The sequence below is a fragment of the Deinococcus roseus genome (assembly GCF_014646895.1).
GTDB classification, from domain to species: domain Bacteria; phylum Deinococcota; class Deinococci; order Deinococcales; family Deinococcaceae; genus Deinococcus_C; species Deinococcus_C roseus.
This window is the reverse complement of sequence record NZ_BMOD01000004.1, coordinates 149,266-174,275: the sequence shown is the minus strand read 5'-3', so window position 1 is coordinate 174,275 and position 25,010 is coordinate 149,266. Positions and strand designations below refer to the sequence as shown.

Here is a 25,010-nt window from a genome sequence, read left to right as displayed (position 1 = left end):
TAAGGCCACAACACCGCTCTGGAAGTGAAGAAAGGTAGACAGATGGAATACCGCAACATTGCAATCATTGCCCACGTGGACCACGGGAAAACCACCCTGGTAGACGGGCTCCTCAAACAAACCGTACAACTCGGACACGGCGAAGTCATCGAAGAACGCGCCATGGACAGCAACCAGCTGGAAAAAGAGCGCGGAATCACCATTCTCGCCAAAAACACTGCTGTGATGTACAAAGGTGTCAAGATCAACATCGTGGACACCCCCGGACACGCCGACTTCGGTGGAGAAGTGGAACGCGTGCTGGGCATGGTGGACGGCTGCCTCCTGCTGGTGGACGCTGCCGAAGGTCCCATGCCCCAGACCCGTTTTGTGCTGCGCAAGGCCCTGGAACTGGGTCTGCGTCCCATCGTGGTGATCAACAAGATCGACCGCCAGGACGCCCGTCCCGAAGAAGTGGTCAACCTCACCTTCGACTTGATGGCCGAACTGGGTGCCACCGATGAGCAGCTCGATTTCCCCATCCTGTACTCCATCTCCCGTGAAGGCAAAGCCTACCGTGAGCTGGAAAACCCCAAGGATGACTTCTCTGACCTGTTTGATATGGTGCTTGAGCATTGCCCTGCACCTGCAGTGGACATTGCTGCGCCCTTCCAGATGCTGGTCACCAACCTCGACTACAGCGAGTACCTGGGCCGCATCGTGATCGGCCGTGTCCAGCGTGGCAAGGTCAAAAAAGGTGAATTCGTCAACCTGATGCACAAAGACGGCACCATGACCAAGACCCGTGTTTCCCAGCCCTTCACCCACCTGGCCATGAAACGCCTGGAAGTGGATGAAGTCAGCGCAGGGGACATCGTGGCCCTGGCGGGAATCGAAGACGCCCAGATCGGTGAAACCGTTGCTGACCTGGCCGATCCCGAAGCCCTGCCCATCATCACTGTGGACGAGCCCACCGTGTCCATGGTGTTCCAGCCCAACACCAGTCCCTTTGCGGGCAAAGAAGGCAAATACGTCACCTCACGCCACCTGAATGACCGCCTCAAGAAGGAAGTCATGACCAACGTGAGTCTGAAAGTGGAAGAAATCCGCCCTGACGAGTTCAAGGTCTCTGGTCGTGGTGAGCTTCACCTCTCCATCCTGCTCGAAACCATGCGCCGCGAAGGCTACGAAGTGCAGGTGGGCGCACCCCAGGTCATCACCCGCGACATTGATGGCGTGATGTGTGAGCCTGTCGAGCACCTCGTGATTGATGTGCCTGACCAGTTCTCCAGCACCGTGATTGGAGTGCTCTCCAGCCGCAAAGGCCAGATGGTGAACATGGAACCCCAGGGCAGCCGTGTGCGTGTGGAATTCAAGATTCCTTCCCGGGCCCTGTTCGGCTTCCGCACCCAGTTCCTGTCCATGACCCAGGGCGAAGGCATCATGAGCCACATCTTCGATGGTTACTTCCCCTGGGCAGGCGAACTCAAAACCCGCCAGAACGGTTCTCTGGTCAGCATGGAAAACGGCCCCAGCTTTGCCTACTCCATCTTCAAACTGCAGGACCGTGGCACCTTCTTCCTCGATGCAGGCACCGAAGTCTACATTGGCATGATCGTGGGCGAGAACGCCCGCGAAGGGGACATGAACGTCAACATCTGCAAAAACAAGAAGTTGACCAACGTTCGCAGTGCTGGCAACGATGAAGCCCTCACCCTGATTCCCCCCAAGCGCCTGACCCTGGAAGACGCTCTGGAGTACATCGGAGAAGACGAGTTGGTGGAAATCACCCCCCAGAACATTCGTCTGCGCAAGAAGATTCTCAATCCCAGCATGCGCAAGTAAGATGGACACAGGCAGGGCTCTCTGCAAAGGGAGCCCTGTATTTAAGGAGTAAAAATGAGATATATGAAGTTTGGCTTAGCTGTTGCTGTGCTTGCTGGTGTTTTGGCCTCCTGTGCCCCCGCCTTCACCCCGGTGGTTTACGACCAGAAAAAAGACATTGCGTCTCTGGGTGACCTCAAAGGACAGGAAGTCTGGGAAGTGGTGGGCATCGGGGAGTATTCCTGGTATGGGTATGCTTTCAAGACACCTTCTCTGAAATTGTTGACTTCCACCAGCATCTCTGGCATGAAATTGCGGGATTTCGGTTATTCCAAACTCGAACTGAGCGTGGAAAGAAAAACCACAGAAAACATCCTCTGGGTGGATCTTGCCCGCAATGTGAATGACCCGGAGAATTTTTCGGAGATCTTCTGGGGTTACACCTGCAGGGTGGTGCTTCCCAAAGGCGAAGTGGCAGATGAAATGGCAGGCAATTTCACGGACCGCACCTCTGCCACCAACACAAACCTGAGCTGGGACGCTGCCTATGACAACCTGCAGAACTGGAAGAAAGGGGCCTGCGTGATTCGTCGGTTGAAACCGGAAACTCCTGCAGAACCCACAGAGCCAGCTGCTCCTGCCACACCGGCCCCCACCGATCAGCCCCCAGCCTGAGGGTTTTGGAAAGCGCATCACGTCATCAAGAATTCCCGATCAAGTCGGGAATTCTTTTGTGTTTTGCCATAAGAAATGAATGGTTGTTGCTGAAGTTGTTGCTGGTGCTGTTTTTGTGTAGCCATGATGAAATGCTGACCAGCAAAACAGGATATGGTTGTTTGCTTTTGGTGTGCTTCCTGTCTTGACATTGGCCTGTGCCCCTGTCTATTCCAAAAACACAGATGTCAATTTGTTGGGTGACCTCTCTGGCAAGGAAGTGTGGAAAATTGAAGCCAATTTGCCTTCCGGCCTCTGGTCTTATTTGGTGTCTTCAGACCCCCTGGAACAGGTCTTGACACCAGGAAATTTCCATCTTCAAAAAAAGTATTCCAACATGGAGGTGATGGAAGAAACCATGGACACACGGGTGCTCAGGGATCTGGGAGACCGTGAATTGGTGCTCTATGCCTCCAGGGATGTGGGAGCCACCGTCACCAGAGTGACATTCCGGCTGAAAAAGAAAGCCTCTGGTCCTTTCAATGTGGCTCAGGTTTCGTGGGGCTATTCTTGTGATGTGCTTTATGATCCAGCCAGTCCAGATTGGAAGGTGTTTGGTCGCCTGAAAGGGACATTTACCGATTCAAGCGATCCCACCATGCAGGGCAACATGTTGCTGCCAGGTGATAAATCTGCCTGTGAAGTGACTCGGGTTCAACCTTAACGACACAACAGACAGATATCTGGTTTGCCTGAACCCATTTTGCTGAAAAGAACGCTGCTTTCGCAGCGTTCTTTTGGTTGTTCTTGAGCCGGATTGAGCTGGATTGAGCATTCAGTAAGGTGCAGCGAAAGTGTTGGTCCAGTAATGTTTGTAGGTGCTGGTGCTGCTGTAGGCATATCCCACACCCAGATCTTTGAAATTGGGGTTCATGATGTTTGCGCAGTGTCCAGGGCTGGCGAGCCAGCCAGAGACCACGGTCTGGGCTGTGGCATAACCAGCAGCAATGTTTTCTCCAGCAGTTCGCCATTTGTAGCCCTGTGCGGTGATGCGGGTGAAGGGACTGCTGCCGTTGCTGCCTGTGTGACTGAAGAAGTTTTTGCTGGCCATGTCCTGGCTGTGAAGTTGTGCTGCATTGGTGAGCAGGGTGTTGAGTTTCAGGGCAGGAGCAACTTTGTAAGAGGTGGTTCCACACACCCTTGCAGTGGCCCTGGCCTGATTGACCAGGGTCAGGATCTGGCTGTTGATGGTGCTGGTGGCCTGAGGAAGGATGCTGTTTTCTGCAGGGATGGTGGTGACTTCAGGCTCAGAAGCCACAGGACGGGATTGATTGCAGGAAACAGCGAGCAGGAGGGCACCTGCCATCAAAGCGAAGCGTTGTTGCATGGGTTCAGTTTAGCGGAACCTACATGCCCTTTTTGAGAAAACTGAGTTCATAAATACAGCTTCTTCTCAGGACCTCTTCATCTGAAAATCAGGTTCCTGTTAAATTTCACAGCCACAGAAAAGATTTCTCAGGTGCAACCAGAGGTCTTGCTGTTGGTGTAGCATGGAAAGCCTGAAAGCGATAAGCCATGAAAGAAATCACCAGCACCCAAAACCCTGAACTCAAAACCCTGATCAAACTGCAGGAGCGCAGACACAGGCGCAAAGAAGGCCGTTTTCTGATTGAAGGGGCCAGAGAAGCATCACGGGCACTTCTGGCAGACATGGACCTTGAAAAACTGTATTTCTGTGAGGAGCTGTTCAGCCCAGAAGCCCACGAACTGTACAGGGATTTTGCAGGCCTGGAGCAGATCAAGCTGTCCGAGGCTGCTTTCCAGAAAATCAGCCTCCGGGAAAACCCAGATGGAATGGTGGCTCTGGCTGCCATTCCAGAATTTCAACTGTCAGAACTGCAGCTTCCAGAGCGGGCCCTGGTGCTGGTTTTGCAGGGCCTGGAAAAACCGGGAAACCTGGGAGCCCTCCTGCGAACAGCAGACGGTGTGGGTGTGGATGCTGTTTTCATCACAGGAGAGGGCACCGACCTCTACAACCCCAACGTGATCCGGGCCAGTCAGGGCAGTGTTTTCACCCAGCCTGTCTTTGCTGCAGAAGAGCAGGACCTGCTGGACTTTCTGAAAAGCCGAAATTTCACCATTCTGGCAGCCACACCACACACCCACAAAACCTACTGGGAAGCAAGTTACCTGGGGGCAACAGCCATCTGTCTGGGAACAGAACACGAGGGTCTGAGTGACTTCTGGATGCAGCAAGCCACCGAGCAGGTGGTGATCCCCATGCAGGGCACTGCAGACAGCCTGAATGTGGGAATTGCTGGAGCCCTGCTGCTTTATGAAGCCCTCAGACAGCGCAAAGCCTGAAACATCAAAAACCGTTTTTTTCAATTTTGATCATTCTTTGCCAGAGGGCCACCGCAGAAACGCCTGCATATCCACTTTCCTGAGCATCATTGCATTCAATGACCACCCAGTGACCTGCTGCGGTCTGGGCCACATCCACCACCAGAAAAGGAACGTTCAACCGTTGTGTGGCAGTCCTGGCGGTGGAAAGCAGGGCTGCCATTTCTGCTGGTGTGGCTGAATACATGGGGCCATCCAGCCAGTACCTTCCCACACCAGCCAGTTCTCCCCGATACCAGAACATGCGAAATTCAAAAGCCACAGGCAGCTGGTCTCCCTGACCTGCTTGCAGGATTCTGAGGGCCAGGAGTTCCCTGCACACCAGGGTTTGCCAGTGCAGAATGGGATCTTGCTGGTACTCCTGCAGAATGGTTTGCAACTCTGCAGAATCTCGAGCGACGCACAGGGATGACTGGTGTTTGCTGGTCTGGCGGGCACCTTTGATGAAAATGGGAAAGTCCAATTGGTCTTCAATTTCCTGAGGTGTGGGCAGGTGATCAAACCAGATGCTTCCTGGGGTCAGGTCTTGCAAAAGGGGATACCACCCTGGTAATTCTGACGCACGCACGTGTTCTTCAGGGGTGTTGACCAGATGAACCCCCTGATCCAGCCACGCCTGATAAAGCGCAGGATAATCCTCTATGGCTCCAATTCTGGCAATGGCCTTTATTGCTGCAGGAACCTGGTAAGGATGGCCGCAGGCAAAAAGGTGTTCAAAGGAAAAATCATAAATGGGATTTGCAATTTTCTGCTCCAGAACCCACAGGGTCTGTTCCAGCATCATCAGGTGGCTCATGCAGACAGAATAAACCCCCTGAGACCAGGGGGCAAAAAGGTAGAAGCAATGTGGACCGTATTCGGTAAAGAGGAAGCTTTGCAGCTTTGATTTCAGTGTAAAAGCACGGGTCTTACCGGATTCTCACATGATCTGTGATCGGGTCCAAAAGAAAACCCGGCCATCAGACCGGGTTCGAAGTTGTTTTCAGAGTTGTTTTCAGAGTTGTTTTCAGAGTTGTGTTGATCTCTACTGTGAAGGTCAGACCAGGGCTTTGATCACAGCATCGGTGAACTGCTGGGTGTTGGCGGTGCCGCCCAGATCGCCGGTGCGAGGACCTTCGGTCAGCACGGTGTCAATGGCAGCAGAGATGCGGCCAGCGGTTTCGTATTCCCCGAGGTGTTCCAGCATCATCACAGCACTGAGGATGGTGGCGGTGGGGTTGGAGATGCCCTTGCCAGCGATGTCGGGGGCAGAGCCGTGCACGCTTTCAAAGATGGCGTGCTTGTCTCCGATGTTGCCAGAGGCAGCGATGCCCAGACCGCCCACCAGACCTGCTGCCAGGTCAGAGAGGATGTCGCCGAACATGTTGGTGGCGACCAGCACATCGTACTGGGCAGGGTTGCGCACCAGTTGCATGGCGCAGTTGTCCACGATCACGTCCCAGCTCTGCAAATCCTGCACTTTTCTGGCCTCGTCCATGATGGTGTTCAGGAACAGGCCCTGGGTAACAGGCAGCACATTGGCCTTGTGCACCACGGCCAGTTTCTTGCGGCGCTTCAGGGCAAGGTCGATGGCGTATTTGCCGATGCGCTCGCTGGCGTATCTGGAAATGTGGGCCTCTGCGATGGCCTTGTCGCCCTCGATGCGCTCTTTTTCCACATACAGACCCTCGGTGTTTTCACGCACCAGAATCAGGTCCACGTTCTGGTAGGCTCCAGCCACGGGACGGGTCTTGGTGGGGCGCACGTTGGCGTACAGGTCAAAGTGGCGGCGCATGAAGCGGATGGCTCCTTTGAAGCCTTCCACCTTCTTGCTGGGGCTGGTGGCTGCACCAAACAGGGTGGCGTCGGTGTGCTCCACAGCTTCCAGGGTGGCTTCTGGCACGGTGGTCCCGTGATCCAGGAAGTATTCATAGCCCGCGTGGGCGGTGACAAATTCAAGCTCCAGGCCCGTGGCCTCCAGGACGCGCACAGCAGCGGGGATCACTTCGTGTCCAATGCCGTCGCCTTCAATGATGCAGATGCGGTATTTCGCCATAAGTGGTGTACCTCCTCAAACGTTCTTATGTTAATGCGGTGTACACTCCCGGACGTGTCACTGAATAGGGAACGCCGTGGGTCTGACAGATGGGCTTTTTTTCAGAATCGTTTACTGGTGTAGTAACGGAATTAGTGTCTGTTCGACCCTATCCCGGGCCAGCTTTGGTCCCAGCAGAAAACCCTTCGATCCCAGTGCGGTCAGGGTCAGCAAATCCTCTGGCAGCGTGGCCCCCGAGTACCTCACTCCGGTCCAGACCCCGGAGAGGTCAGGTTGCAGGGTTTTGAAGGTCAAACGGGCTTTTTCCATCAGCCAGCTTAAGGAGCTGAGCGGGAGGCCGTAAGGACGGCATTCGGTGCTGGGGGTTTCAAAAGTGGACCCAAGGACACCTCCTTTGCGCGAGGGCGTGGCGTAAATGCCAAAACTCACAGGCAGGGGAGAGAGGGTGTCGTTCAGAAGCAGCAAACTGCCTCTCCTGTGGGTGCCAGCGAAACCGGCCAGCGTGGCACCATGGCTTCCTCCGCAGAATACCACTGTGCCCTGCAAAAAAGTTTGATCTTGCAGCACAACTCCATCTGGCCTGATGCTGACTGCAGTCTGTCTGAGAATTTGCGCCTTGCTGGCTTCCTGCAAAGCTGTGCAGAAAGCCTTGCCATCCACCCATCCCCCCACAGGCAAAAACAGCACTTTGTGCCAGTGGTCCTGCAGGTTTGTTTGTAGGGGTGCCCGGTCCAGCCATTCATGTGGATAACCCTCAGGCAGGTTTTTCACCCATTTCAGAAAGGTTTTTTCGTCTGGAACAGGCCGGTATACACCTGCTCTGGAGTGGGGAACTTCAAATCCCTGCTTTTGCAATTCATCCAGCAAGGCAAAAGTAAACTGCGCTCCTTCCAGACCACCCTCCACCACATGGCCGTTCTGACCGCGTACTGGATTGATCAGGGCACTGGGAACATCGCTTGCTGTGTGTTTTCCAGCATCAATCAGGATGGTCTGGATGCCTGCTCTGGCAGCGAAATAAGCCAGCGAACTGCCAGCAATGCCGCCCCCAACCACAATCAGGGGTTTCATGAGGGGGGCTTCTCTGCAGTGGCAAATTCCCGTTTTCCAGTCAGTCCCTTGTGTTTGCTGACTATTAAACCAGCGTCCTGCAACGCCCTGCGCACGGCTCCCGCAGCACTGTAAGTGGCAAGATGGGCACCAACTTGCATGCTGGAGGCCACTTTTTTGCAGAACTCGGGGGTCCAGACCTCGGGATTGACTGCAATTGAAAAGCCATCCAGATAAAAGCCCGTGGCCCAATCTTCAGGGAATTCTGCACGGGTGACATCTTCCACCCGCACCTCTACAGTGATGTTCTCAAGGACAAATTGAAAAGATTGGCCCCACAATTCCAGCACCTTTTGCCAGACCGCATGACCGGACATCGGGTGGGCCTGGGTGTATTCCCTCAGCATTTCTGCAGGAACCGGGTCAAATTCAAAAGCCAGATAATGCAAAGGAACCCCTCTGGAAACGGCGTCCTGCAAGGTGGTCAGAAAATTCATGGCCACCCCGAAGCCCACTTCCAGCACTTTTGGAGCAGGATGCAGGTGGGTCCTGGACCCTTGCAGGTACACCACGTTGGCCTGGGTCTGGGCACCGTGGCTGGAGTGGTAATGTTGCTGGTATTTTTCGCTGAAGACGGTCAGGCTGCCGTCAGGGGTTTGTTCGATCATTGTGCACATCCATCACTGGGGGGAGAACCAGTTCATTTTCCCGGCTGAAAGCCTGCATGAAACGGCCCAGAATTTGCACCTGGGATTTGTAGAACAGCATGGCCCTGTACTTCTGTTTTTGTTGCGCAGAGGTGAGGGGATACTTCTGCCATTCAATGCCCTGAATGGTCTCTGCAGGTGGACTGAGGGGCAAATCAGGATGGTAGCCCTTGGGAAGGGGCCATTCCACCCCGCCGTGCACCAGATAATACAGGATCTTTGTGTGTGGCAACTCGCTGAGCACCCGACTGGACATGTAAGAGGTGGCCTGGTGGTCAGGATGCTGGTCCAGAGGGGTGGGGGCCATGATCACATCCGGGTTGAATTTGCGGGCAATGGCCAGCACCTGCTTTTCCAGCTCCTGCCCGGTGTAAGGGCTGCCGGGTTTGTAGGCATTGGCGTAAGGCACATGGTCCACCTGGGTGTACCTGCTCTTGAAGGGAATCAGATAATTGGTGAGGTACACACTGCGCAAGCCCCGATCTGGAAACCCCAGAAAATACACGTTTCTGGCAGGCACCCCCAGGGTGTTGGTGGCCAGGGTGGCCTCGTTTTGCCGCTCCCGACCCAGTTTCAGATACACGCTGGCATTGACCATCAATTTGCCACTGGAATAACGGGCGTCCCAGGGAAAACCATCTCCATTGGTCAGAAAGATGACAACCACATCCCCATCGTGTTGCAAAACATCCTGAATCAGCCCACCAGCAGCCAGTGTTTCATCGTCGGGGTGAGGGGAGAGGATGAGCACCTTGCCACGCACAGGAGCGTGGTCTGGAAGTTGTTTGGCGGCATGTTCCACGCCTGCAACAACCCATTTTCCGGTGAACAGAAAACCCCAGCCATTGATTCCAGCCGCAAGAAAAAGACAGAAAATCAGCACAAAAATCAGGGTGTTCAGTGGATTCCAGCGGTCCCGCTGCAGACGGATTTTGAATTTTCCTTTCAAAGGGGTAAACCTCTTCACGACTCTGATTTATAACAAACTTTCAGGTGAGGTTGAATGAAAAGCAGATGCAAACTGCTTTTTCTGGTTCAGCGCTGGATTTTTCGGGTGAAATGCATCATCTTGCCCGGGGGCTTTCGGTATACTTGTTGGTCATGACGCTGACCCTTGGGCTGGAAGAAGAATTTTTTGTGCTGTATCAGGGCAGGCCCCACATGATTGGCCTCACCCATCTGGCCAGACTGCTCAGGAAAGACCCCGCTTACTATTTCACACACAGCGCCAGCAATTTCTCGCGGGGCGAAGGGGCAAAGCAGGGCCTGATGAGCGCCCTGGAGGTTTCCACTCCTGTGTGCACTTCCATACAGGACCTGCTGCACACCCTGAAGCAATTGCGTTCCCAGGTCAGCATGGTGATCCCTCAGGGACTGATTGCACCCACAGGGATGTTCCAGCGGGACGACATCAACAACACCGCTGGTCTGCACATCCACCTGGGTGTTGAAGCCAGAGAACAGGAACGCATTTACCAGAATGTGGCCTATTTTCTTCCTGTGCTGGCCCTGGCCACCTCTTCCAGTCCCTTCAAAGGCACAGAAGTGTTCGGGCAGAGTTACCGCATGCACGCTTCTTATGCCCTGGGAGGCCTGACCGATGACCCCTACAAAAGGTTTCAGGACCTGATCATCACCCGCAGGCTGGGCACCATCGAGGTGAGGGTGCTTGATCCCGTGTGGGATTTGCAACGCCTGGAAGCGGTGCTGGATGCTCTGGTTCAGGTTGCTCAGCTGAAAGAAAAGTTGCCTTATCAGCAAGCAGACTACAACCAGCTCAGGTCCCAGTGGACCCAGAAAGGCCTGACCCCGCAGATGCTGCAACGGGCCAGAGAACTGCAAGATGCCACAGGGTTTGAGTTGCAGTGGGTGGAGCGCACCGTCAGCGATGATCTGGTTGAACTGACTGCACAAAAAGATTATCAACATGCCCTGAGGCACCTGGATTCTGGTTATCGCACTGGAACCTGGGAAGCTTCACGAACCCCAGATGTGCCCCCACCCCACCACCACAGCCTGGAAGGCTGGCTGACCTATTATCTGCCCAGATTTCCTTACATTGCCTACAAGGGCATCAAAGAGAACCTGAAAACCCGCAAGGAATCCTGATCAAGTCAGAACCTGCACCCCTTTGATGGTTTCTTTGCGGGCATGGTTGCGGGCCAGTTGGTCCGCAAAACGCAAGGGGTCACACACACGATATTTGCTGGACAGCTCCAGAATCACTTTCTCACTTTCTGCAAGGCAGATCATGTGTCCAGGGCTGACAAAAACAGGCCGGATGTCCTTCTGGCTTCTCAGAACAGAACCCACCTGTTCCCCTTTCAGCAGAACAGGAAGGGTGCCTCCTCTGTGGGAGACCAATTCTCCCTCAAAAGGCAGCAAGGTTTCCTTGGCACACCCAATGGTGGGGAGGCCACTGCTGACCCCCACCAGACAGGCTGCTCCAAACCTTCTGGGGTGGGCAATGCCATGTCCATCAACCAGCAAGATCTGGGGAACAAGACCTGTTGCCGTGGTTGCTTTGATCATTTGCAGCAGGGGAGGGGCTTCCCTGAAAGCAAAAAGCCCAGGCACATACTCAACATCTGTATCAAAAGTGCCCACAAATTGCCCGCGCACTTTTCCTTGCAACTCTTGAGCATGCAGACCAATAAAGGCTGTGTTGCCCACATATTGAATGTCCAGTGCAAACACCACATCATCTGGACTGGCACTGTAACCCTGACCTGCAGGTGGAATCACCACATCTGGGCTCAATCTGATTTGTTCCTTTTCCATTTCTTGTGGGGTCATCTGGGATTTAAAATACTGCAAGTCTGTCCTTGAAGTCAGGGACAGACGGCTTAAGCCAGGGATGTTAAGGTTGCCTCTGGCGGGTTTCTTCAGCGGTTCCAGCCTTACCCTGAGGCCGCTCATTCTGTCGCTGAATTCTCAGGGTTGTGCAGTTACAATGGTTGGGTATGAAACTCAAACGCATCCTCAAAATACTGATTCCTGTCGCGGCCATCTGGGGCCTGGTGGTGCTGTTCCTGCAGAAAATCTGGTTTTACCGGGACCCCATCCGGGTGTCTCCCAACGATCCCAGCCTGATCATCAGCCCCTGTGACGGACAGGTGGTGTACATCCGTCGCATTGAAGACGGCAAGGTTTACAGCGAAAAGCTGGGACAGAAGATCGACATCACCGAGATCACCAAAACCGACATTCCAGAAGGCACCGGCTGGCTGATCGGAGTGTACATGAGCCCGCTGGATGTGCACTTCAACTATGCGCCCATCTCGGGCTCCGTGGACCGCATTGTGCACACCCAGACCAACCTGAACCTCCCCATGGTGGACCTCTGGGAGTACATTCAGCTGACCTACCTGCGCAAAGCTGTGGATCTGTTCGCCAAGCGCTACGAACTGGAAAACGAGCGCCAGACCATCTTCATGCACAACGAGCGCATCAGCCTGGCCATGGTGGAAATTGCTGACAAGTTCGTCAACAAGATCAGCACCTACGTTTCTGAAGGGGAACGCACCCGTGCAGGCCAGAAGGTGTCTTTCATTGAGCGGGGTTCCCAGGTGGACCTGGTGCTCTTCGGAGAGGACTTTGAATTCCTGGCCAAAGTGGGCGATCAGGTGTACGGTGCACTGACCCCCATTGCCCGCCTGAAGAAGTAAAGTTTGCAGATTTGCTGATTCTGGAGGCGAGGATGTTCCTCGCCTCTTTTCGTGCCTGAAATTGGGCTGGTGGTTCATCAGGGAACCTTTAAGATGGTGGATGCGTAGGCATAAAGGATACACGTGGAACATTTTCAAGACTGGCTGCTGAATCTATCTCCCCTTGTGGTGCATTTGCTGCTTTTTTTGCTTTTGCTGATTGAGGGCATCGGAACCCCTGGTATTCCTTTCGAGGCCCTATGGGTGGTGGAAGGCATCTTCATTCACCAGGGCAAGGCCACACTGCCTGAAGCCATTTTGTGGGGCACCCTTGGCAACTGGCTGGGCAACCTGATTGGTTACCTGCTGGGAGACCGCATTTCCCGTTACCTGCCCAAACGGGCCAGGGAATCACTGGGCATCGAAGAAGTGCGTTCGCTGTTCAACCGCTGGGGGGTGGGGGTGGTGCTGTTCAGCCGCTGGATGGGCCTGATTCGCACACCCACCATTCTTTATGCCGGGGCGATTGGGATGCCGTTCTGGAAGTACGCTTTCTGGAGTTTTATTGGTGCCCTGTCCTGGGTGGGGATCTGGCAGGTGGGCTGCTGGTACTTTGGAAGCCTGGTGCTGGAATGGTGGGACAAATACAAGATTTACATTGTGCTGTTCGGAATTCTGGTCGGGGCAATTGGCGTATGGACTGTGATTCGCAAGCGTAAGCCAAACGATGCACCCTCTTTGGATCCCTGAGATTATATACTCGTATGCGTGTTATTCGACCCGCATACCCTTCAAACCCTGGACTTTTCAAGGATCCGCTCTGCGTTGGCGGATTGCTGCGCCAGCAGCCTGGGCATCGAAAGGGCAGACAGCCTGACCCCATCAACGGATGCCGATTTCATCCGTTACCAATTGGATTGTGTGGAAGACGCCCTCTTTTCGGTCAGCCTGAACCTGGGGGGCATCCAGGACATCCGCCCGGGGGTTCACCGTTCCCGTGAAGGCAAACAGCTGGATGGCAAGGAAATCCTGGAAGTGGCCTACACCCTGGATGCTGCCCTGACCCTCAAGCGTGCCATCGCCATGAATTCCAAAGGTCCATTGCTGGATGTGGCCAGCAGCATCGGTTCCCACCTGGGTCTGGTGCGCAGTGCCCTGGAAAAACTGGATCGGGACGGCTCGGTTCGTGACGATGCCAGCCCCAAACTCCGCCAGATCCGCCGCCGCCTGAATCCTCTGCGTAACGAAATCCGTCAGAAAATGCAGGATGTGCTGGAACGCTGGGGCGACATGCTGCAGGAAAACCTCATCACCATTCGCCGGGACCGTTTTGTGGTGCCCATCAAGGCCAGTTTTGTGAACCAGGTGCAGGGCATCATCATCGACGCCTCTGCCTCAGGACAGACCTATTTTGTGGAACCTGGTTCTGTGGTCCCCCTCAACAACGAACTCACCCGCCTGCTGATTGAAGAAGATCAAGAAGTCAGGCGGATTTTGATGGAACTCTCCGGGCAAATCGCACTGGAAGAGGGTCTGGACATGACCATGTGGGCGCTGGGGGAGTTGGACCTGATTGCAGCGAAAGCCAGATTGGCCCGCGATTGGGAACTCTCCCGACCAGAGAAATCCGAAGCAGGAAGTTATCACCTGCAAGATGCCCGCCACCCCCTCATCGAGAAACCTGTCGCCAACGATCTGCATCTGGATTCCAGTACACGCCTGCTGCTCATCACGGGTCCCAACATGGGGGGAAAAACCGCAACCCTCAAAACGTTGGGACTCATTGTTTTGATGCACCAGTGCGGCATGTATGTGCCTGCTCGAGTGGCTAAATTGCCTGTTGTAGACGGAATTCTGGTGGACATCGGGGATGAGCAAAGCATTCAGGAAAGCCTGTCCACTTTTGCTTCCCACCTCAAGCACCTCAAATACGTGCTGGACCATGCCAGCCCGGACACCCTGATCCTGGTGGATGAGCTGGGTTCAGGAACGGATCCTTCAGAAGGTGCAGCGCTGGCCCAGGCCCTGATTGCTGAACTGCTGAAGAAAAACACCCGTGGGATCATCACCAGCCACCTGGCCCCTTTAAAACTGTATGCCATGGAAATCCAGGGTTTGCAGAACGCCAGCATGGGCTTCAGCCTGGAAAACCTGGGACCCACCTACCATCTTCAGGTGGGCCAACCCGGACGTTCTTACGCCCTCTCCATTGCCAGACGCATGGGCCTGCCAGAAGCTGTGCTCTCAGAAGCCACCGAGATTCTGGGTCCAGAAGGCAACAAAGTGGAGAAACTGCTGGAAAACCTGGAGCAGGAGCGGGAAACCATCCGCAACCAGCGGGAGCAACTCGAAAGTTTGCGTCAGGAAGCCAACCTGATTCGGAATCAACTGGCTTTTGACCGGGACCGCATCCATGAAGAGCGCGACGAGCTGATCCTCAAAGCCCGCGAACAGGCCGATCAGATTTACCGGGATGCCATCGAGACCGTGCGCAAAATGCGTTCCAAAGCCCAGGACGATGTTTCCCGTCCCAAAGTGCTGGAAGAGCTCAAAGAACTGCGCCGGGCCAGCATGGCAGAACGCCCACAGCCCAAAGTGGAGCCTGCCCTGGAGCAGGTCAGACCGGGCAGCGTGGTGGATGTGCCTGCTTACGGGGCTTCCGGTCAGGTTCTGGAAGTGCGCGGAGATGAACTGGTGGTGCAACTCGGGGTCCTCAAGATCACCGTGCGCCGCCGGGATGTGCGCTTCAAGCAGCAGGAAAAGCAGAAAGTGGCTTCCCTGACCACTGCCGGATTTTCCCGTTTCAACAAGGAAATCAACCTCAGGGGCAAAAGTGGGGAAGAGGCCATTGAAGAGCTGCGCTCTTATGTGGCAGAAGCTTATGCCCTCAAAGAAACCCCTCTTCGGGTTGTGCATGGCAAGGGTCAGGGCGTGCTCAGACGCATGATCCGGGATTTCCTGAAGAACGAAAAGACCGTGGAGTCTTACCACGATGCAGAACCCTACAATGGAGGCCACGGGGTCACCATTGTGAACATCAGAACCAAATAAAACCAACTTGAAATCCAGAACCCGGCAGACGATCTGCCGGGTTTGCTTGATGGTTTGCTGAATGGTTTGCTGACCTGCATTTGACCAGCAGCCATTAGATTGCGAATCTGTATGTTGCGCTGTCTTGTGTTGTGCTTTTTGTGTTTGGCCGGAGGACTGGGTTTTGCTGTGAAACCTGGACAGATGGCTCCAGACTTTACTTTGCAAACCCTGGAGGGGAAAACAATCTCCCTGCAGCACCTGAAAGGCCAGCCTGTGGTGCTGGTGTTCTGGGCCAGCTGGTGCAGCATCTGCAACGAAGAGTTCCCTCTCATCAACCGGGTGTTTCAGCAGCGAAAGTTGAAGCGGGTTTACTTGATTTCTGCCACCGATTCCGAAAAGAAGGTGAGGGTCTTTTTCAAAACCCATGTGTATCCAGGTTTGGTGCCTTTGCTGACAGGCCATACCCCTGCAGTGCAAGTGGCACGAAAGTATCAGGTTTCAGGGCAACCCACCATGGTTTTTATAAATGCCTCAGGTCGAATTGAGAAAGTGCATTCAGGAGCCATTTCAACGGAAAACCTGCTTCAAATTCTGAAAATGCTGTAGGGTTTACTGGCCTTGAGAATCTTCAGAGACACACCCCGCCGATTTTGCTGAAGGCGGACCTCATCTTCATGTTTGCATACAGAAGTTTCAGCGTCTTGAGCAGTCTCTCATTTTGAATTGTAATAAAGCATGCAGGTGCCCTAAAATACTCGGGTGAAGGTTTTACTGCTGGATTTTCAGCCTGACCAGTACCCTCTGGAAGGCTACCGCAAAAAGCAATTGCTTTCGTGGGTGTTTGAACAGGCTGCCCCTGACTTTGAAAGCATGACCAATCTCCCGCTGAAGTTGCGTGCTGAACTGCAGGAGACTTACGAACTCAGTCCATTCACCCAGGTGGACACCTTTCCCTCTACAGATGGCAGTGTGAAATACCTGTTCACCTTGCGGGATGGTCGCCAGATGGAAGCCGTCTTCATGCCCTATGATGACCGCAAGACCATCTGTGTGTCCACCATGGTGGGTTGCCCTGCAAAGTGTGCCTTCTGTGCCACTGGAGCGCTGGGTTTTGGGCGCAACCTGACCCCTGGAGAAATCATCGGGCAGATCCTGTATGCAGCCCGCGATCAGGGCATTCCCCCCAAAGAAATCCGCAATCTGGTGTTCATGGGAATGGGAGAGCCCCTGCTCAACTACGAAAACACCATGAATGCAGCCCGCATCATGCTCAGCCCGGAGGCGCTCAACATGAGTCAGCGTCGGGTGACGCTCAGCACCGTGGGACTGGCCAAAGGCATCCGCAAGCTGGCCACCGAGGACATCGAACTCAAGCTGGCCATCAGTTTGCATGCCCCGGACGAAGAAACCCGCCAGAAAATCATTCCTACCGGGCAGGCCAACAGCATTCCAGAAATCATGGATGCTGCCAGAGATTACCAGGCCAAGACAGGACGCAGAATCACCATGGAATACGCCATGCTGAGGGGGGTCAATGACCACCTCTGGCAGGCCGATTTGCTTGCCGATTTGCTCAAGGGCATGATCAGCCATGTCAACCTGATCCCCATGAACCCCTGGGATGGCAGTGGTTTCGAAGAGACCCCTGAAATTCAGATCCAGGCCTTCTATGACCGTCTGGAAGAAAGGGGGATTCCAGTGAGTGTCAGGCGTTCCAGAGGGCGTGATGCAGGTGCCGCCTGTGGTCAGTTGGCCCTGCAAAAGCCTTCATTAAGGTCTTCTGTATGAAATATGTAAAGATTGTGAAGTCATGATAGGATAGTTCAAAGCCGCACATCAGCAAGGAAAACTCTAGGAGGGTAGCAGTACACAATGAGAAACCTAAGGCGCGTCCTGTTAACTGCACTACTGACTGTCCCTGTACTTGGCTTGCAGCTGTCCAGTGCCCAGAGCACAGATCTGACAGTTTTGGAAACCCAGTACACACAAAACCCCAGCCTTGAAAATTCAGTTCTGCTCGGACAAGCATACTTGAATGCAGGTCGCACCTCAGACGCAGTGAAGGCATTTGAAGAAGCCATCCGCAAGGATTACAGCAGCTACGAAGCCCATTTTGGTCTGGGTGTGGCCCTGTTCCAGTTGAACAACCTCAGTGGGGCGGAGTTTGAGTTCCAACAGCTCACAGCTCTGAATCCCAACCTGATTCAGGGGTATTACAATCTGGGTGCAGTGCTGAGCAAGCAGGGCAAAACCGATGATGCTCTGGCCAGCTACCAGAAAGCCATTGAAGTGGGCAAAGCCAATGCAGCCAGCACAGAAGAGCTCACTCTGGCTTATACCCAGTGGGCCCAATTGCTGGCAAGCACTGGCAAGCATGCTGAAGCCCAGAAAGCCTTTGAAGAAGCCCTCAAGCTGAATCCACAAAGTGAGTTTCTGATGCTGGGTGTGGCCCAGGAAGCCCTGGCTGTCAGCAAAACCAGCCCGGATCCTCTGGCTTCCACGGTATCGCTGGGTTACGCTTACCAGATTCTGGCCAAAAACCCAGCGCAGGCAGATGCAACCCTGGTTCTGGTGGAAAACTATGTTGGTCAGGGATTGACCGACCGTGCCATTCGTGAACTGGACAAAGGAATTGCCGCAGCCCAGGACAATACTTCTCGGGTGAAATTGCTGTCCCGCAAAGCAGAACTCCAGGAAACCATCAGCCTCAAAGATGCCCTCAGCACCTATGCTGAAGTGCTGAGCCTGGATTCCCAGAGCCCGGTGAAGTATGAATATGCCCGCTTGCTGCTGGCCAGCAAACAGTATCAGGCTGCTCAGAAACACTTCCAGGAACTGGTGGCGCAAGCCCCTTCGGATGTGGTTTATCTGGGTCTGGCCCAGACCAATGAAGGACTGAAGCAGTATGCTCCTGCGTACAACAACGCCCTGAGTGCAGCCAAACTGAGCAAAGATGTGGCTTTGCAAAGTGCAGCGAGAACCCTTGCTGCCCGCAATGCTTATCGGACCAAAAATTATGCCCTGGTGATCAAGACGGTACAAGCCATTCAGAATCCTGGAGCTGAAGCTTTGAGCTGGTCAGGCCTCAGCGCTTTCAACCTGAAAAACTACGCACTGGCTGCTGAGCAACTGGAAGCAGCCCAGAAACTGGATGCCCAGAACCAGGCCCTGGCTTTGAACCTTGGGGCTGCATACATTGCCCTCAAGCGTTATGACGATGCAGAACGGGTGCTGGCTGCTCTGGTGGCTGCCAATGAGCGCAACGCTGAAGCCTGGTACAACTATGGCATTGCCCTGAGGGGCCAGGGGGATGAATCCAGTGCCAAATTGGCCTTCCAGAAGGCCCTCAAGCTGGGTTACACCAAAGCCAAAGGAGCATTGGGCGGTAAATGATTTGGTTTCGTAAACACTGGCCAGACCTACTCATCCTCTTCTTCATCGTGCTGATTCTGGCAGGAGCTGTCCTGATTCTGTTTGGGGGAACCAAGAAACTGTTCAATCTTTCGGCTGGACAGCCCACGATTCAGGCGGAAACCTCCACCCCCAGGGTGGAAGAAATTCCCCTCAATCCTGCCCCCACCACACCTGAAACAGAAACAACATCTCAACCCCAGGCAGAGTCTGGAACCCAGAGCAGCACCCTCTCACCAGAGTCTGCTGGAACCACAGAAACCACAGCAGCACCAGAAACCACAGAACCTGCATCTTCAACTGCAGACCCTGCTGTACAGGAAACCCAGACGGTTCCTGTGATTCCTTCCGGGACAGAAAATACTGCGCAAACTTCAGAACAACCTGTTCCAACAGGCAATGCAGCAGCCAATGCAGGAAAGACTGCTGGGTCTGCTGGTTCTGAAACAGCAAACACAAGCACTGGCAGCACCCAGACAGAAAGTTCATCTTCTGCCAGCACAGGTGCGACCCAGACTGCACAGCCTGCAGTTCGTGTCATCACAGGACGTTCACCTACCAAGCAGGACTACCGCATCAGTGCAGGTCTGTACCAAACAGAAGCTCAGGCAAACACCATTGCTGACAAGATCAAAGCCCTGGGATACCCCAGTTATGTCTTCCCCAGCAAAGATGACACTTATGTGGTGTTGATTGGTCCGTTTGTCAATCGGAATGATGCAGATGTGGCTGTGGGACAGATTCAGGCTGCGCATCAGAACCTGTTTGTTTACGCTCCCCAGAACCCGACAGCAAACGCTGAGACAGGCACCACAAACTCAACATCCACTGCTGCATCATCGGCCACAACTCCATCAGGCCCCATGTATGTGCAGGTGGGAGCTTACAAGCGGGCCGACAGTGCAGTGCCTGCCATTGATCAATTGCGCTCTCTGGGATTTGCACCCACCCTCAGAACCGACCCCAACGGGATGGTTCGGGTGGTGGTGGGTCCTTTCTCTGGAAGCGATCTGCAATCGGCCCAAGCCAAACTCAAAGAGGCGGGCTACGCAGACGCCTTCCAGATCCGGTGAAACCATGTCACAGTCTTTGAACATCCCAAGTGCTGCCATTTCCAGACTGGTGACTTATCTGAGAATTCTGGAAAAGCTGGAATCTCAGGGCATCAACAGAACGAGCAGCAATGACCTTGCTGAAAGGGCACAGGTCAGTGCTTTTCAGGTGCGCAAAGACCTGGCTTATTTTGGTCGGTTTGGCACCAGAGGTATGGGTTACACTGTGGCCGTACTGAAACGTGAACTGAGACGCATCCTGGGACTCACCCGTCCCTGGAATGTGGTGATCATGGGCATGGGTAGACTGGGGCAGGCCATCGCCCACTATCCGGGAGCCAGTGATTACGAATTCAGTTTTGTGGGGCTTTTCGATCCCGATCCCAACAAAGTGGGTTTACAGATCAGGAACATGGAGGTGATGCACCCGGATCACTTGAGGGATTTTGTGCGTTCCCATCAGGTGGACATGGGCTTTATTGCTGTTCCTGCCGACCGTGCGCAGGATGTGGCCCAGACCCTGGTGGAAGCTGGCATCAAAGGAATCCTCAATTTCGCTCCTGTGGTGATTCAGCCAAAAATGATTGAACGCCCTGGGCTGGAACCTGAGAAGGAAGAGGAGTGGGAGGGAGTCATCGTGGAGAACATCGATTTTCTGGCAGGAATGAAACGCCTGGCGTTTTACATCCTGAACCCTGGCTTGAGAGAACTAGAGGAGGTTGGTTGAATGAAGTGGAAGCATTTATTATTGGGTTCTTTGACTGTGGGAACGATCGTTTCCTGCAACAGCACCAAACTGGTGCCTGTTGCCATCAGTGCAGCAGTTGAAGGCGTGACATTGAAGTTCGACTATACCGAAGACAAAACCACCCATGTTGTTTCTGTCAAAGTCACCCGCACCAGTGGCAAAGCCATATTTACTCCATTGCCGGGCTCTGCTGGTCTGCAGCTGCAACGGGTGCGCGTAGATGTCTACGACGAAACCCAGGCTTTGCTGGGCTCCGTGGAGCACACCATGTCTGGGATCATCAACCCCATTCCGCTGACAGGAGAGGAAGCCGGTAAGCCCAAAACCACTGAAATTGCCATTCCTGTGGATCCTGTTCTGCCCAACGTGGTGGAAGAATACCTCAACACCAGTTGCCTTTCTGCATATGTAGATCCCAACCGGGCACCTACAGATCCTGTCTGCCCATCCGCCAAGGTTAAATACACTTTCACGGGCATTTCGATGGCAGATGGAAGCCAGGCGAATGTGATTGCGATTGCCAACTTCCAACCCACTTACAGTTATCAAATTGAGGGAGGAGAGCAACAATGAGAGCAGGGCTCAAACAAATGCTTTCAGCAGGACTGCTCAGTCTTGTTCTGGCAGCGTGCAACACCGTGAATCTTGACAACGGTACCATTGGTGGCGGAAGCACCACCCCTTCCAGCAAAGATCCCAGAATCACCAGTGTGACCATCAATGGAAACCAGTTGCTGGGTCAAACTGGAGATGTGTGGATTTCTGGAGATGCTGATGTTTTCGTGAAGGCAGCTTCAAATGAAGGACTGAAGAGCCTCACGTACAGCATTGCTGGTCAGACAGGTTCCGTAGAGAACCCCAAAGCCATCAACTCGTTTCGGGTGTCCAACCTGACTTCGGGATCCAAAACCCTCAAAATCACCATCACCAACAACAAAAATGTCAGCGATGAGGTGAGTTTGCCTGTAAAAGTGGATCTCACGCCTCCCACAGTGAATGTGTTAGAGCCTGCAGGAGCATCAGCGGGTGGCATTCCTAGGGTTTCTGGTGTGGTCACCCTGAAGGTTTCGGTGGCTGATGGTGAATCTGGACTTGACTCTGTGCGGTTTTACCAGACAGGTGAAGATGCCCAGGAAATCACCAAAGTGACCCGGGTCAATGATGAATATTCAGTGCAGATTGACACCACCAAATTGACCGATGGAGTGAAGTACTTCCAGGTGGATTCCAGAAACAACGCTGGTCTGCTCACCAGCAAGATTGTTGGGCTGAATGTGGGCAACACGGCTGAACCCCCAGCCCCCACTGCACCAGTGGTGCGCCTGCTGCTCGCTCCTGGTGAAAAAAGCAACACCGTCACCATTCCTTTCATCATCAGCAGTGAAGATAACTTGAAAGTGGCCAAGCTGCTGGTGGATGGCGAACTCTTCAAAACCATTGTTGCCCCACCAGCCAACACCGAAAACACTTTTACCCTTGATGTCAATTTGCTAACTGTGGGTACCCATGTTGTAACCATTGAAGCCACAACCGTCAAAGAAAAATCTGCCACATCCAATGGTGTCACCATCCAGATCACCAAAAACCTCAGCTTGCCCCTCTTTGTGATTTCTTCCCCTACAGAAGGTGCCAGCCTGAGCGGCAAGACCCCCATTGAAGTTTCTGTGGTCAAAAAAGGATCTGACTTCAAGTTCCTCAGTGACATCACGGTCCAGATCATTGATTTCACTGGCAATGTGGTCAAGACCCTCACCATCGATAAGGCCAACCTGAAAGACACCGATGGCATTTACCTGACGGAGCTTGTGGACTGGACCCGTTTGACTGGTGCAGACAATTACAGCATTCGTGCAAGCGCACAGGTGGAAGTTGATGACGGAACACCTGCTGCCAACCCCACCTTCCAGCTGGAAGACCAGCTGACCACAGGTGTCACTATCACCAACCGCAGACCCCCTGCTGCCAACATTCTGCTTCCTTCCAGCAATGATGCCAGCTCTGCTGTTCCAAATGCAGTGTTCAGCCGCTTGTCGGGTCTTTTCCTGATGTCCACCGATGAAACAGGCAACTTCCGGGTGGATGTGCGCATGATCCGCAAAGATGGCAATGGTGGTGGCAAAGTCACCAAATACCTCTATAACCTTCCCTGGCCTGGCGGTTTCTACAAACTCATTCCTGAAGTCTTCCTGGATGGCAGTGAGAAAGTAGAAGATGGCAACTATATGCTGCAAACGGTCACTGAAGACATCGATGGCAACGGAAATGTGCAGGAGATTCCGGTCACTGTGAACCGTGCTGCTCCAGCATTGAATGGACTTGCACAAAACGCAGATGTCAAGACACTTACCATCAGAAACCCATTCAAGCCAGGCGACTTGAATGTCTTCTCCACCACCTGGCAGTTGTGTAATAACCCCAATGATGTTGTGCCCATCAGTTACGAATTGGGCGGTGTTGTTCCTACACCTAAAGACAGCGAAAAGTGTGCTCCTGTGACATTCACCAACCCAACCACTGTGGCTTCTGTTGTGATCAAAGACAATGTGACAGTTGTATCCAAGGCCATCAATTTTGCTTATACAGGTGTTTACAGTCCCTACACTTATGGATTCAGCTCCGTGGGGGACTACCAGCACTTTGTGATTGCTCAGGACCTGATCACAGGTGTTGTCCAGGTGTTCACGGGTGCCAACGTTGGTGTCACCCAGTACAGGAACAACTGAGAGATTTCTGCATGTTCAAGAAGCTGCCTCAAGGCAGCTTCTTTTTTGGCTTTGTTGCCTGAAATCAAAGGTGTTTTTGCATCAGGTAAGCCTTTCCAATGTGGTGGCTGTGCCTGACCCTGGTGTATTGTGGGCCTCATATGGAAGGTCTTTTTATTTCTCACCTCCTCAGGGGCATCCAGACCCGCACGCCTCTGAACACCCGAGGATGGGTGTTTCCCAGTGAAACTTCAGCAGCCCTTTACCTGGAGGGACTGGGGTTTCTGGTGCTGGATTATGTTCCTCCCACACCTGCGCTTTATGTGTCTGCAGAAAAGCTGCAGGGAGATCCTCACAACCCTTTTCAGAGGTTCCTGGCAGCGAAAGTGCAAGGCGACCTTCTGAAAGCCGAGCAATTGAAATTGGACCGGGTGGTGGTTTTGCATTTTGCCGGAGCCAGAGGATTCATTGATGCTCCTCCCACCCGTTTGCTTTTTGAAGTGACAGGTCGCAATGCAAACCTGATGGTTCTGGAAGCTGGAGCAGGATTTGTGGGCCGGATCCTGATGGCTGCCCGCGAGATCACAGGCAGCCGCAACCGATATCGGGTGGTGCGCTCTGGAGGAGAATACACACCTCCTCCACCTTATGAAAAGCTTGATCCCAGGACCTTGCAGCTTGAAGACCTGCAGGTTTTGCAGGATCGACCCCTGGTCAAAGCCAGAGATGTGCTCGATGGCATGGGGCCCACCTTGCTGGCAGAATTGAGCAGACGTTCTGGTGTGGGATTGTCGGATGTGGTGGGAGATCATCTTCCTGAGGTGTTTGCAGCTGTAAAGTCCCTGGTGGTGGATCCCAGCGTGGCCTCAGGGTCGCTCTCTGAGCAGGCCAGAGAGGCTTCTCAGGCAGAGCAGGCTGATGCTTTGCGCAAGACCCTCAGGGACGTGCTGCAAAAGCGCCTCAGGGTGCTGGCCATGCAGTTGCAGGATGTGCAGCATGCTGAGGCAGGGACAGAAACGGCCCAGCAGGAACGTTCCTGGGCAGATTTGCTGATGGCCTATCAGCAACAGGTTCCAGAAGGAGCCAGTCAGGTGGAGTTGCCTGACTTTTACTCAGGCGAACAGGTGACTGTTCCACTCAAGCCAGATGCAAAGGTCTGGCAGAATGCAGATCGGCTGTATGCCCGGGCCCGCAAGCGAGAAGAGGTGTACCTGAAACTGCTGGAACGTGAGCCCCAGTTGCTGCAGGAGCAGGAGCAGTTGCAGGCAACCCTCGAGGTGGTGCAGCAGGCAGAGTTGCCAGAACTCAAACAACTGGAACAGGGCATTGTGGGCCAGGAGCAGACAAAGAATGCTGTACAGGTGGGTGCCCGTTACCGAATCGGAGGGTACGAGGTGCTGGTGGGGCGCAACTCCACTGAGAATGAACTCCTGACCCACCGCATTGGAAAAAGCATGGATCACTGGTTTCATGCCCAGGGATATCCTGGATCTCATGTGCTGGTGCGTTCTGCAGGGAAAGAATTGCCGTTCGAGGTGGTTCTGAAGGTGGCTGCTCTGGCAGCCCATTACTCCAAGGCGCGTGCTTCAGGGAATGTGCCAGTGGATTACACCCGCATCAAGCATGTTTGGCGTCCCAGAGGAGCAGGGAAGGGACAGGTTCATTACACCCAGCAGAAGACGGTCTTTGTGGATCCTGCTTTACCAGAAGCAGATGTGTAATTGCACTGACCGGCTGGACTGAAGGGTGTCAATGCAGGTCACGA

General features: G+C 53.8%; 23 protein-coding genes. 16 read left to right on the top strand and 7 right to left on the bottom strand.

The genetic code is table 11. The features are described from left to right. The first annotated feature begins 42 nt into the window (after nucleotides 1-42). The 3 genes from typA to IEY52_RS07945 all read left to right on the top strand — a co-directional run bounded on the left by typA (nucleotide 43) and on the right by IEY52_RS07945 (nucleotide 3,181). Entirely contained in the window at nucleotides 43-1,824 is a 1,782-nt protein-coding gene (gene typA, locus IEY52_RS07955; RefSeq protein ID WP_189002129.1) for a translational GTPase TypA, read from the top strand. Nucleotides 1,825-1,887: 63 nt separating this feature from the next. Next, the gene (locus tag IEY52_RS07950) at nucleotides 1,888-2,478 is read left to right on the top strand and encodes a hypothetical protein (protein WP_189002127.1); all 591 of its coding nucleotides are present in this window, start codon (nucleotides 1,888-1,890) and stop codon (nucleotides 2,476-2,478) included. A 385-nt stretch (nucleotides 2,479-2,863) separates the two neighbouring features. Further along, nucleotides 2,864-3,181, top strand: a complete 318-nt coding sequence (locus IEY52_RS07945; RefSeq protein WP_189002125.1) for a hypothetical protein — start codon at nucleotides 2,864-2,866, stop codon at nucleotides 3,179-3,181. Nucleotides 3,182-3,292: 111 nt separating this feature from the next. Here IEY52_RS07945 and IEY52_RS07940 read toward each other — a convergent pair whose 3' ends face one another. Next, the gene (locus IEY52_RS07940) at nucleotides 3,293-3,844 is read right to left on the bottom strand and encodes a CAP domain-containing protein (protein ID WP_189002122.1); all 552 of its coding nucleotides are present in this window, start codon (nucleotides 3,842-3,844) and stop codon (nucleotides 3,293-3,295) included. 188 nt (nucleotides 3,845-4,032) lie between these two features. Here IEY52_RS07940 and IEY52_RS07935 point away from each other — a divergent pair, with 188 nt between their 5' ends. Then, nucleotides 4,033-4,821: a TrmH family RNA methyltransferase gene (locus IEY52_RS07935; protein ID WP_189002120.1), complete on the top strand. Its 789-nt coding sequence runs from the start codon at nucleotides 4,033-4,035 to the stop codon at nucleotides 4,819-4,821. Nucleotides 4,822-4,825: 4 nt separating this feature from the next. Here the strand turns inward: IEY52_RS07935 and IEY52_RS07930 are convergent, their stop codons facing one another. The 5 genes from IEY52_RS07930 to IEY52_RS07910 form a co-directional block, all read right to left on the bottom strand. Continuing rightward, nucleotides 4,826-5,656 carry an ATP-grasp domain-containing protein gene (locus tag IEY52_RS07930; RefSeq protein ID WP_189002118.1) on the bottom strand — a complete coding sequence of 277 codons (831 nt, stop codon included), beginning with the start codon at nucleotides 5,654-5,656 and terminating at the stop codon, nucleotides 4,826-4,828. A 240-nt stretch (nucleotides 5,657-5,896) separates the two neighbouring features. Next, a complete protein-coding gene (locus IEY52_RS07925) occupies nucleotides 5,897-6,895 on the bottom strand; it encodes an isocitrate/isopropylmalate dehydrogenase family protein (RefSeq protein ID WP_189002116.1) in 999 nt (332 codons plus the stop codon). A 111-nt stretch (nucleotides 6,896-7,006) separates the two neighbouring features. After that, complete coding sequence (locus tag IEY52_RS07920; protein WP_189002115.1) at nucleotides 7,007-7,966, bottom strand: NAD(P)/FAD-dependent oxidoreductase; 960 nt, start codon at nucleotides 7,964-7,966, stop codon at nucleotides 7,007-7,009. Next, nucleotides 7,963-8,613, bottom strand: coding sequence for a tRNA (5-methylaminomethyl-2-thiouridine)(34)-methyltransferase MnmC2 (gene mnmC2, locus IEY52_RS07915; RefSeq protein WP_229684683.1), 651 nt, complete (start codon nucleotides 8,611-8,613; stop codon nucleotides 7,963-7,965). The genes IEY52_RS07920 and mnmC2 overlap by 4 nt, the downstream gene beginning before the upstream one ends. After that, the gene (locus tag IEY52_RS07910) at nucleotides 8,594-9,601 is read right to left on the bottom strand and encodes a PIG-L deacetylase family protein (RefSeq protein ID WP_189002113.1); all 1,008 of its coding nucleotides are present in this window, start codon (nucleotides 9,599-9,601) and stop codon (nucleotides 8,594-8,596) included. The genes mnmC2 and IEY52_RS07910 overlap by 20 nt, the downstream gene beginning before the upstream one ends. Before the next feature lie 152 nt (nucleotides 9,602-9,753). Here IEY52_RS07910 and IEY52_RS07905 point away from each other — a divergent pair, with 152 nt between their 5' ends. Further along, nucleotides 9,754-10,761, top strand: coding sequence for a glutamate--cysteine ligase family protein (locus tag IEY52_RS07905; RefSeq protein WP_189002112.1), 1,008 nt, complete (start codon nucleotides 9,754-9,756; stop codon nucleotides 10,759-10,761). On the opposite strand, the gene IEY52_RS07900 is transcribed toward IEY52_RS07905, so the two are convergent. Beyond that, on the bottom strand, nucleotides 10,762-11,448 hold the full coding sequence (locus IEY52_RS07900) for an endonuclease V (RefSeq protein ID WP_194510044.1): 687 nt from the start codon (nucleotides 11,446-11,448) through the stop codon (nucleotides 10,762-10,764). Between the two features lie 167 nt (nucleotides 11,449-11,615). Between IEY52_RS07900 and IEY52_RS07895 the strand changes: the two genes are divergently transcribed. The 11 genes from IEY52_RS07895 (at nucleotide 11,616) to IEY52_RS07845 (ending at nucleotide 24,966) form a co-directional block, all read left to right on the top strand. After that, nucleotides 11,616-12,320 carry a phosphatidylserine decarboxylase gene (locus IEY52_RS07895; protein WP_189002110.1) on the top strand — a complete coding sequence of 235 codons (705 nt, stop codon included), beginning with the start codon at nucleotides 11,616-11,618 and terminating at the stop codon, nucleotides 12,318-12,320. Nucleotides 12,321-12,443: 123 nt separating this feature from the next. After that, nucleotides 12,444-13,049, top strand: a complete 606-nt coding sequence (locus tag IEY52_RS07890) for a DedA family protein (RefSeq protein WP_189002108.1) — start codon at nucleotides 12,444-12,446, stop codon at nucleotides 13,047-13,049. An 18-nt stretch (nucleotides 13,050-13,067) separates the two neighbouring features. Further along, nucleotides 13,068-15,350: an endonuclease MutS2 gene (locus IEY52_RS07885; protein ID WP_189002106.1), complete on the top strand. Its 2,283-nt coding sequence runs from the start codon at nucleotides 13,068-13,070 to the stop codon at nucleotides 15,348-15,350. 111 nt (nucleotides 15,351-15,461) lie between these two features. Further along, nucleotides 15,462-15,938, top strand: a complete 477-nt coding sequence (locus IEY52_RS07880; RefSeq protein WP_308424998.1) for a TlpA family protein disulfide reductase — start codon at nucleotides 15,462-15,464, stop codon at nucleotides 15,936-15,938. Nucleotides 15,939-16,091: 153 nt separating this feature from the next. Continuing rightward, a complete protein-coding gene (gene rlmN, locus IEY52_RS07875) occupies nucleotides 16,092-17,120 on the top strand; it encodes a dual-specificity RNA methyltransferase RlmN (protein ID WP_189002102.1) in 1,029 nt (342 codons plus the stop codon). 84 nt (nucleotides 17,121-17,204) lie between these two features. Further along, entirely contained in the window at nucleotides 17,205-18,725 is a 1,521-nt protein-coding gene (locus IEY52_RS07870; protein ID WP_268239714.1) for a tetratricopeptide repeat protein, read from the top strand. Beyond that, nucleotides 18,722-19,816 (top strand): SPOR domain-containing protein, encoded by a 1,095-nt coding sequence (locus IEY52_RS07865; RefSeq protein WP_189002097.1) that lies wholly within the window; start codon nucleotides 18,722-18,724, stop codon nucleotides 19,814-19,816. Before IEY52_RS07870 ends, IEY52_RS07865 begins: the two co-directional genes overlap by 4 nt. 4 nt (nucleotides 19,817-19,820) lie before the next feature. Further along, complete coding sequence (locus IEY52_RS07860; protein WP_189002095.1) at nucleotides 19,821-20,522, top strand: redox-sensing transcriptional repressor Rex; 702 nt, start codon at nucleotides 19,821-19,823, stop codon at nucleotides 20,520-20,522. Further along, nucleotides 20,523-21,116 carry a hypothetical protein gene (locus IEY52_RS07855; protein ID WP_189002092.1) on the top strand — a complete coding sequence of 198 codons (594 nt, stop codon included), beginning with the start codon at nucleotides 20,523-20,525 and terminating at the stop codon, nucleotides 21,114-21,116. It begins immediately after the preceding gene. 65 nt (nucleotides 21,117-21,181) lie between these two features. Further along, the gene (locus IEY52_RS07850; RefSeq protein WP_189002090.1) at nucleotides 21,182-23,266 is read left to right on the top strand and encodes a hypothetical protein; all 2,085 of its coding nucleotides are present in this window, start codon (nucleotides 21,182-21,184) and stop codon (nucleotides 23,264-23,266) included. A 140-nt stretch (nucleotides 23,267-23,406) separates the two neighbouring features. Next, on the top strand, nucleotides 23,407-24,966 hold the full coding sequence (locus IEY52_RS07845) for an Rqc2 family fibronectin-binding protein (RefSeq protein ID WP_189002088.1): 1,560 nt from the start codon (nucleotides 23,407-23,409) through the stop codon (nucleotides 24,964-24,966). The last annotated feature ends 44 nt before the right edge of the window (nucleotides 24,967-25,010 follow it).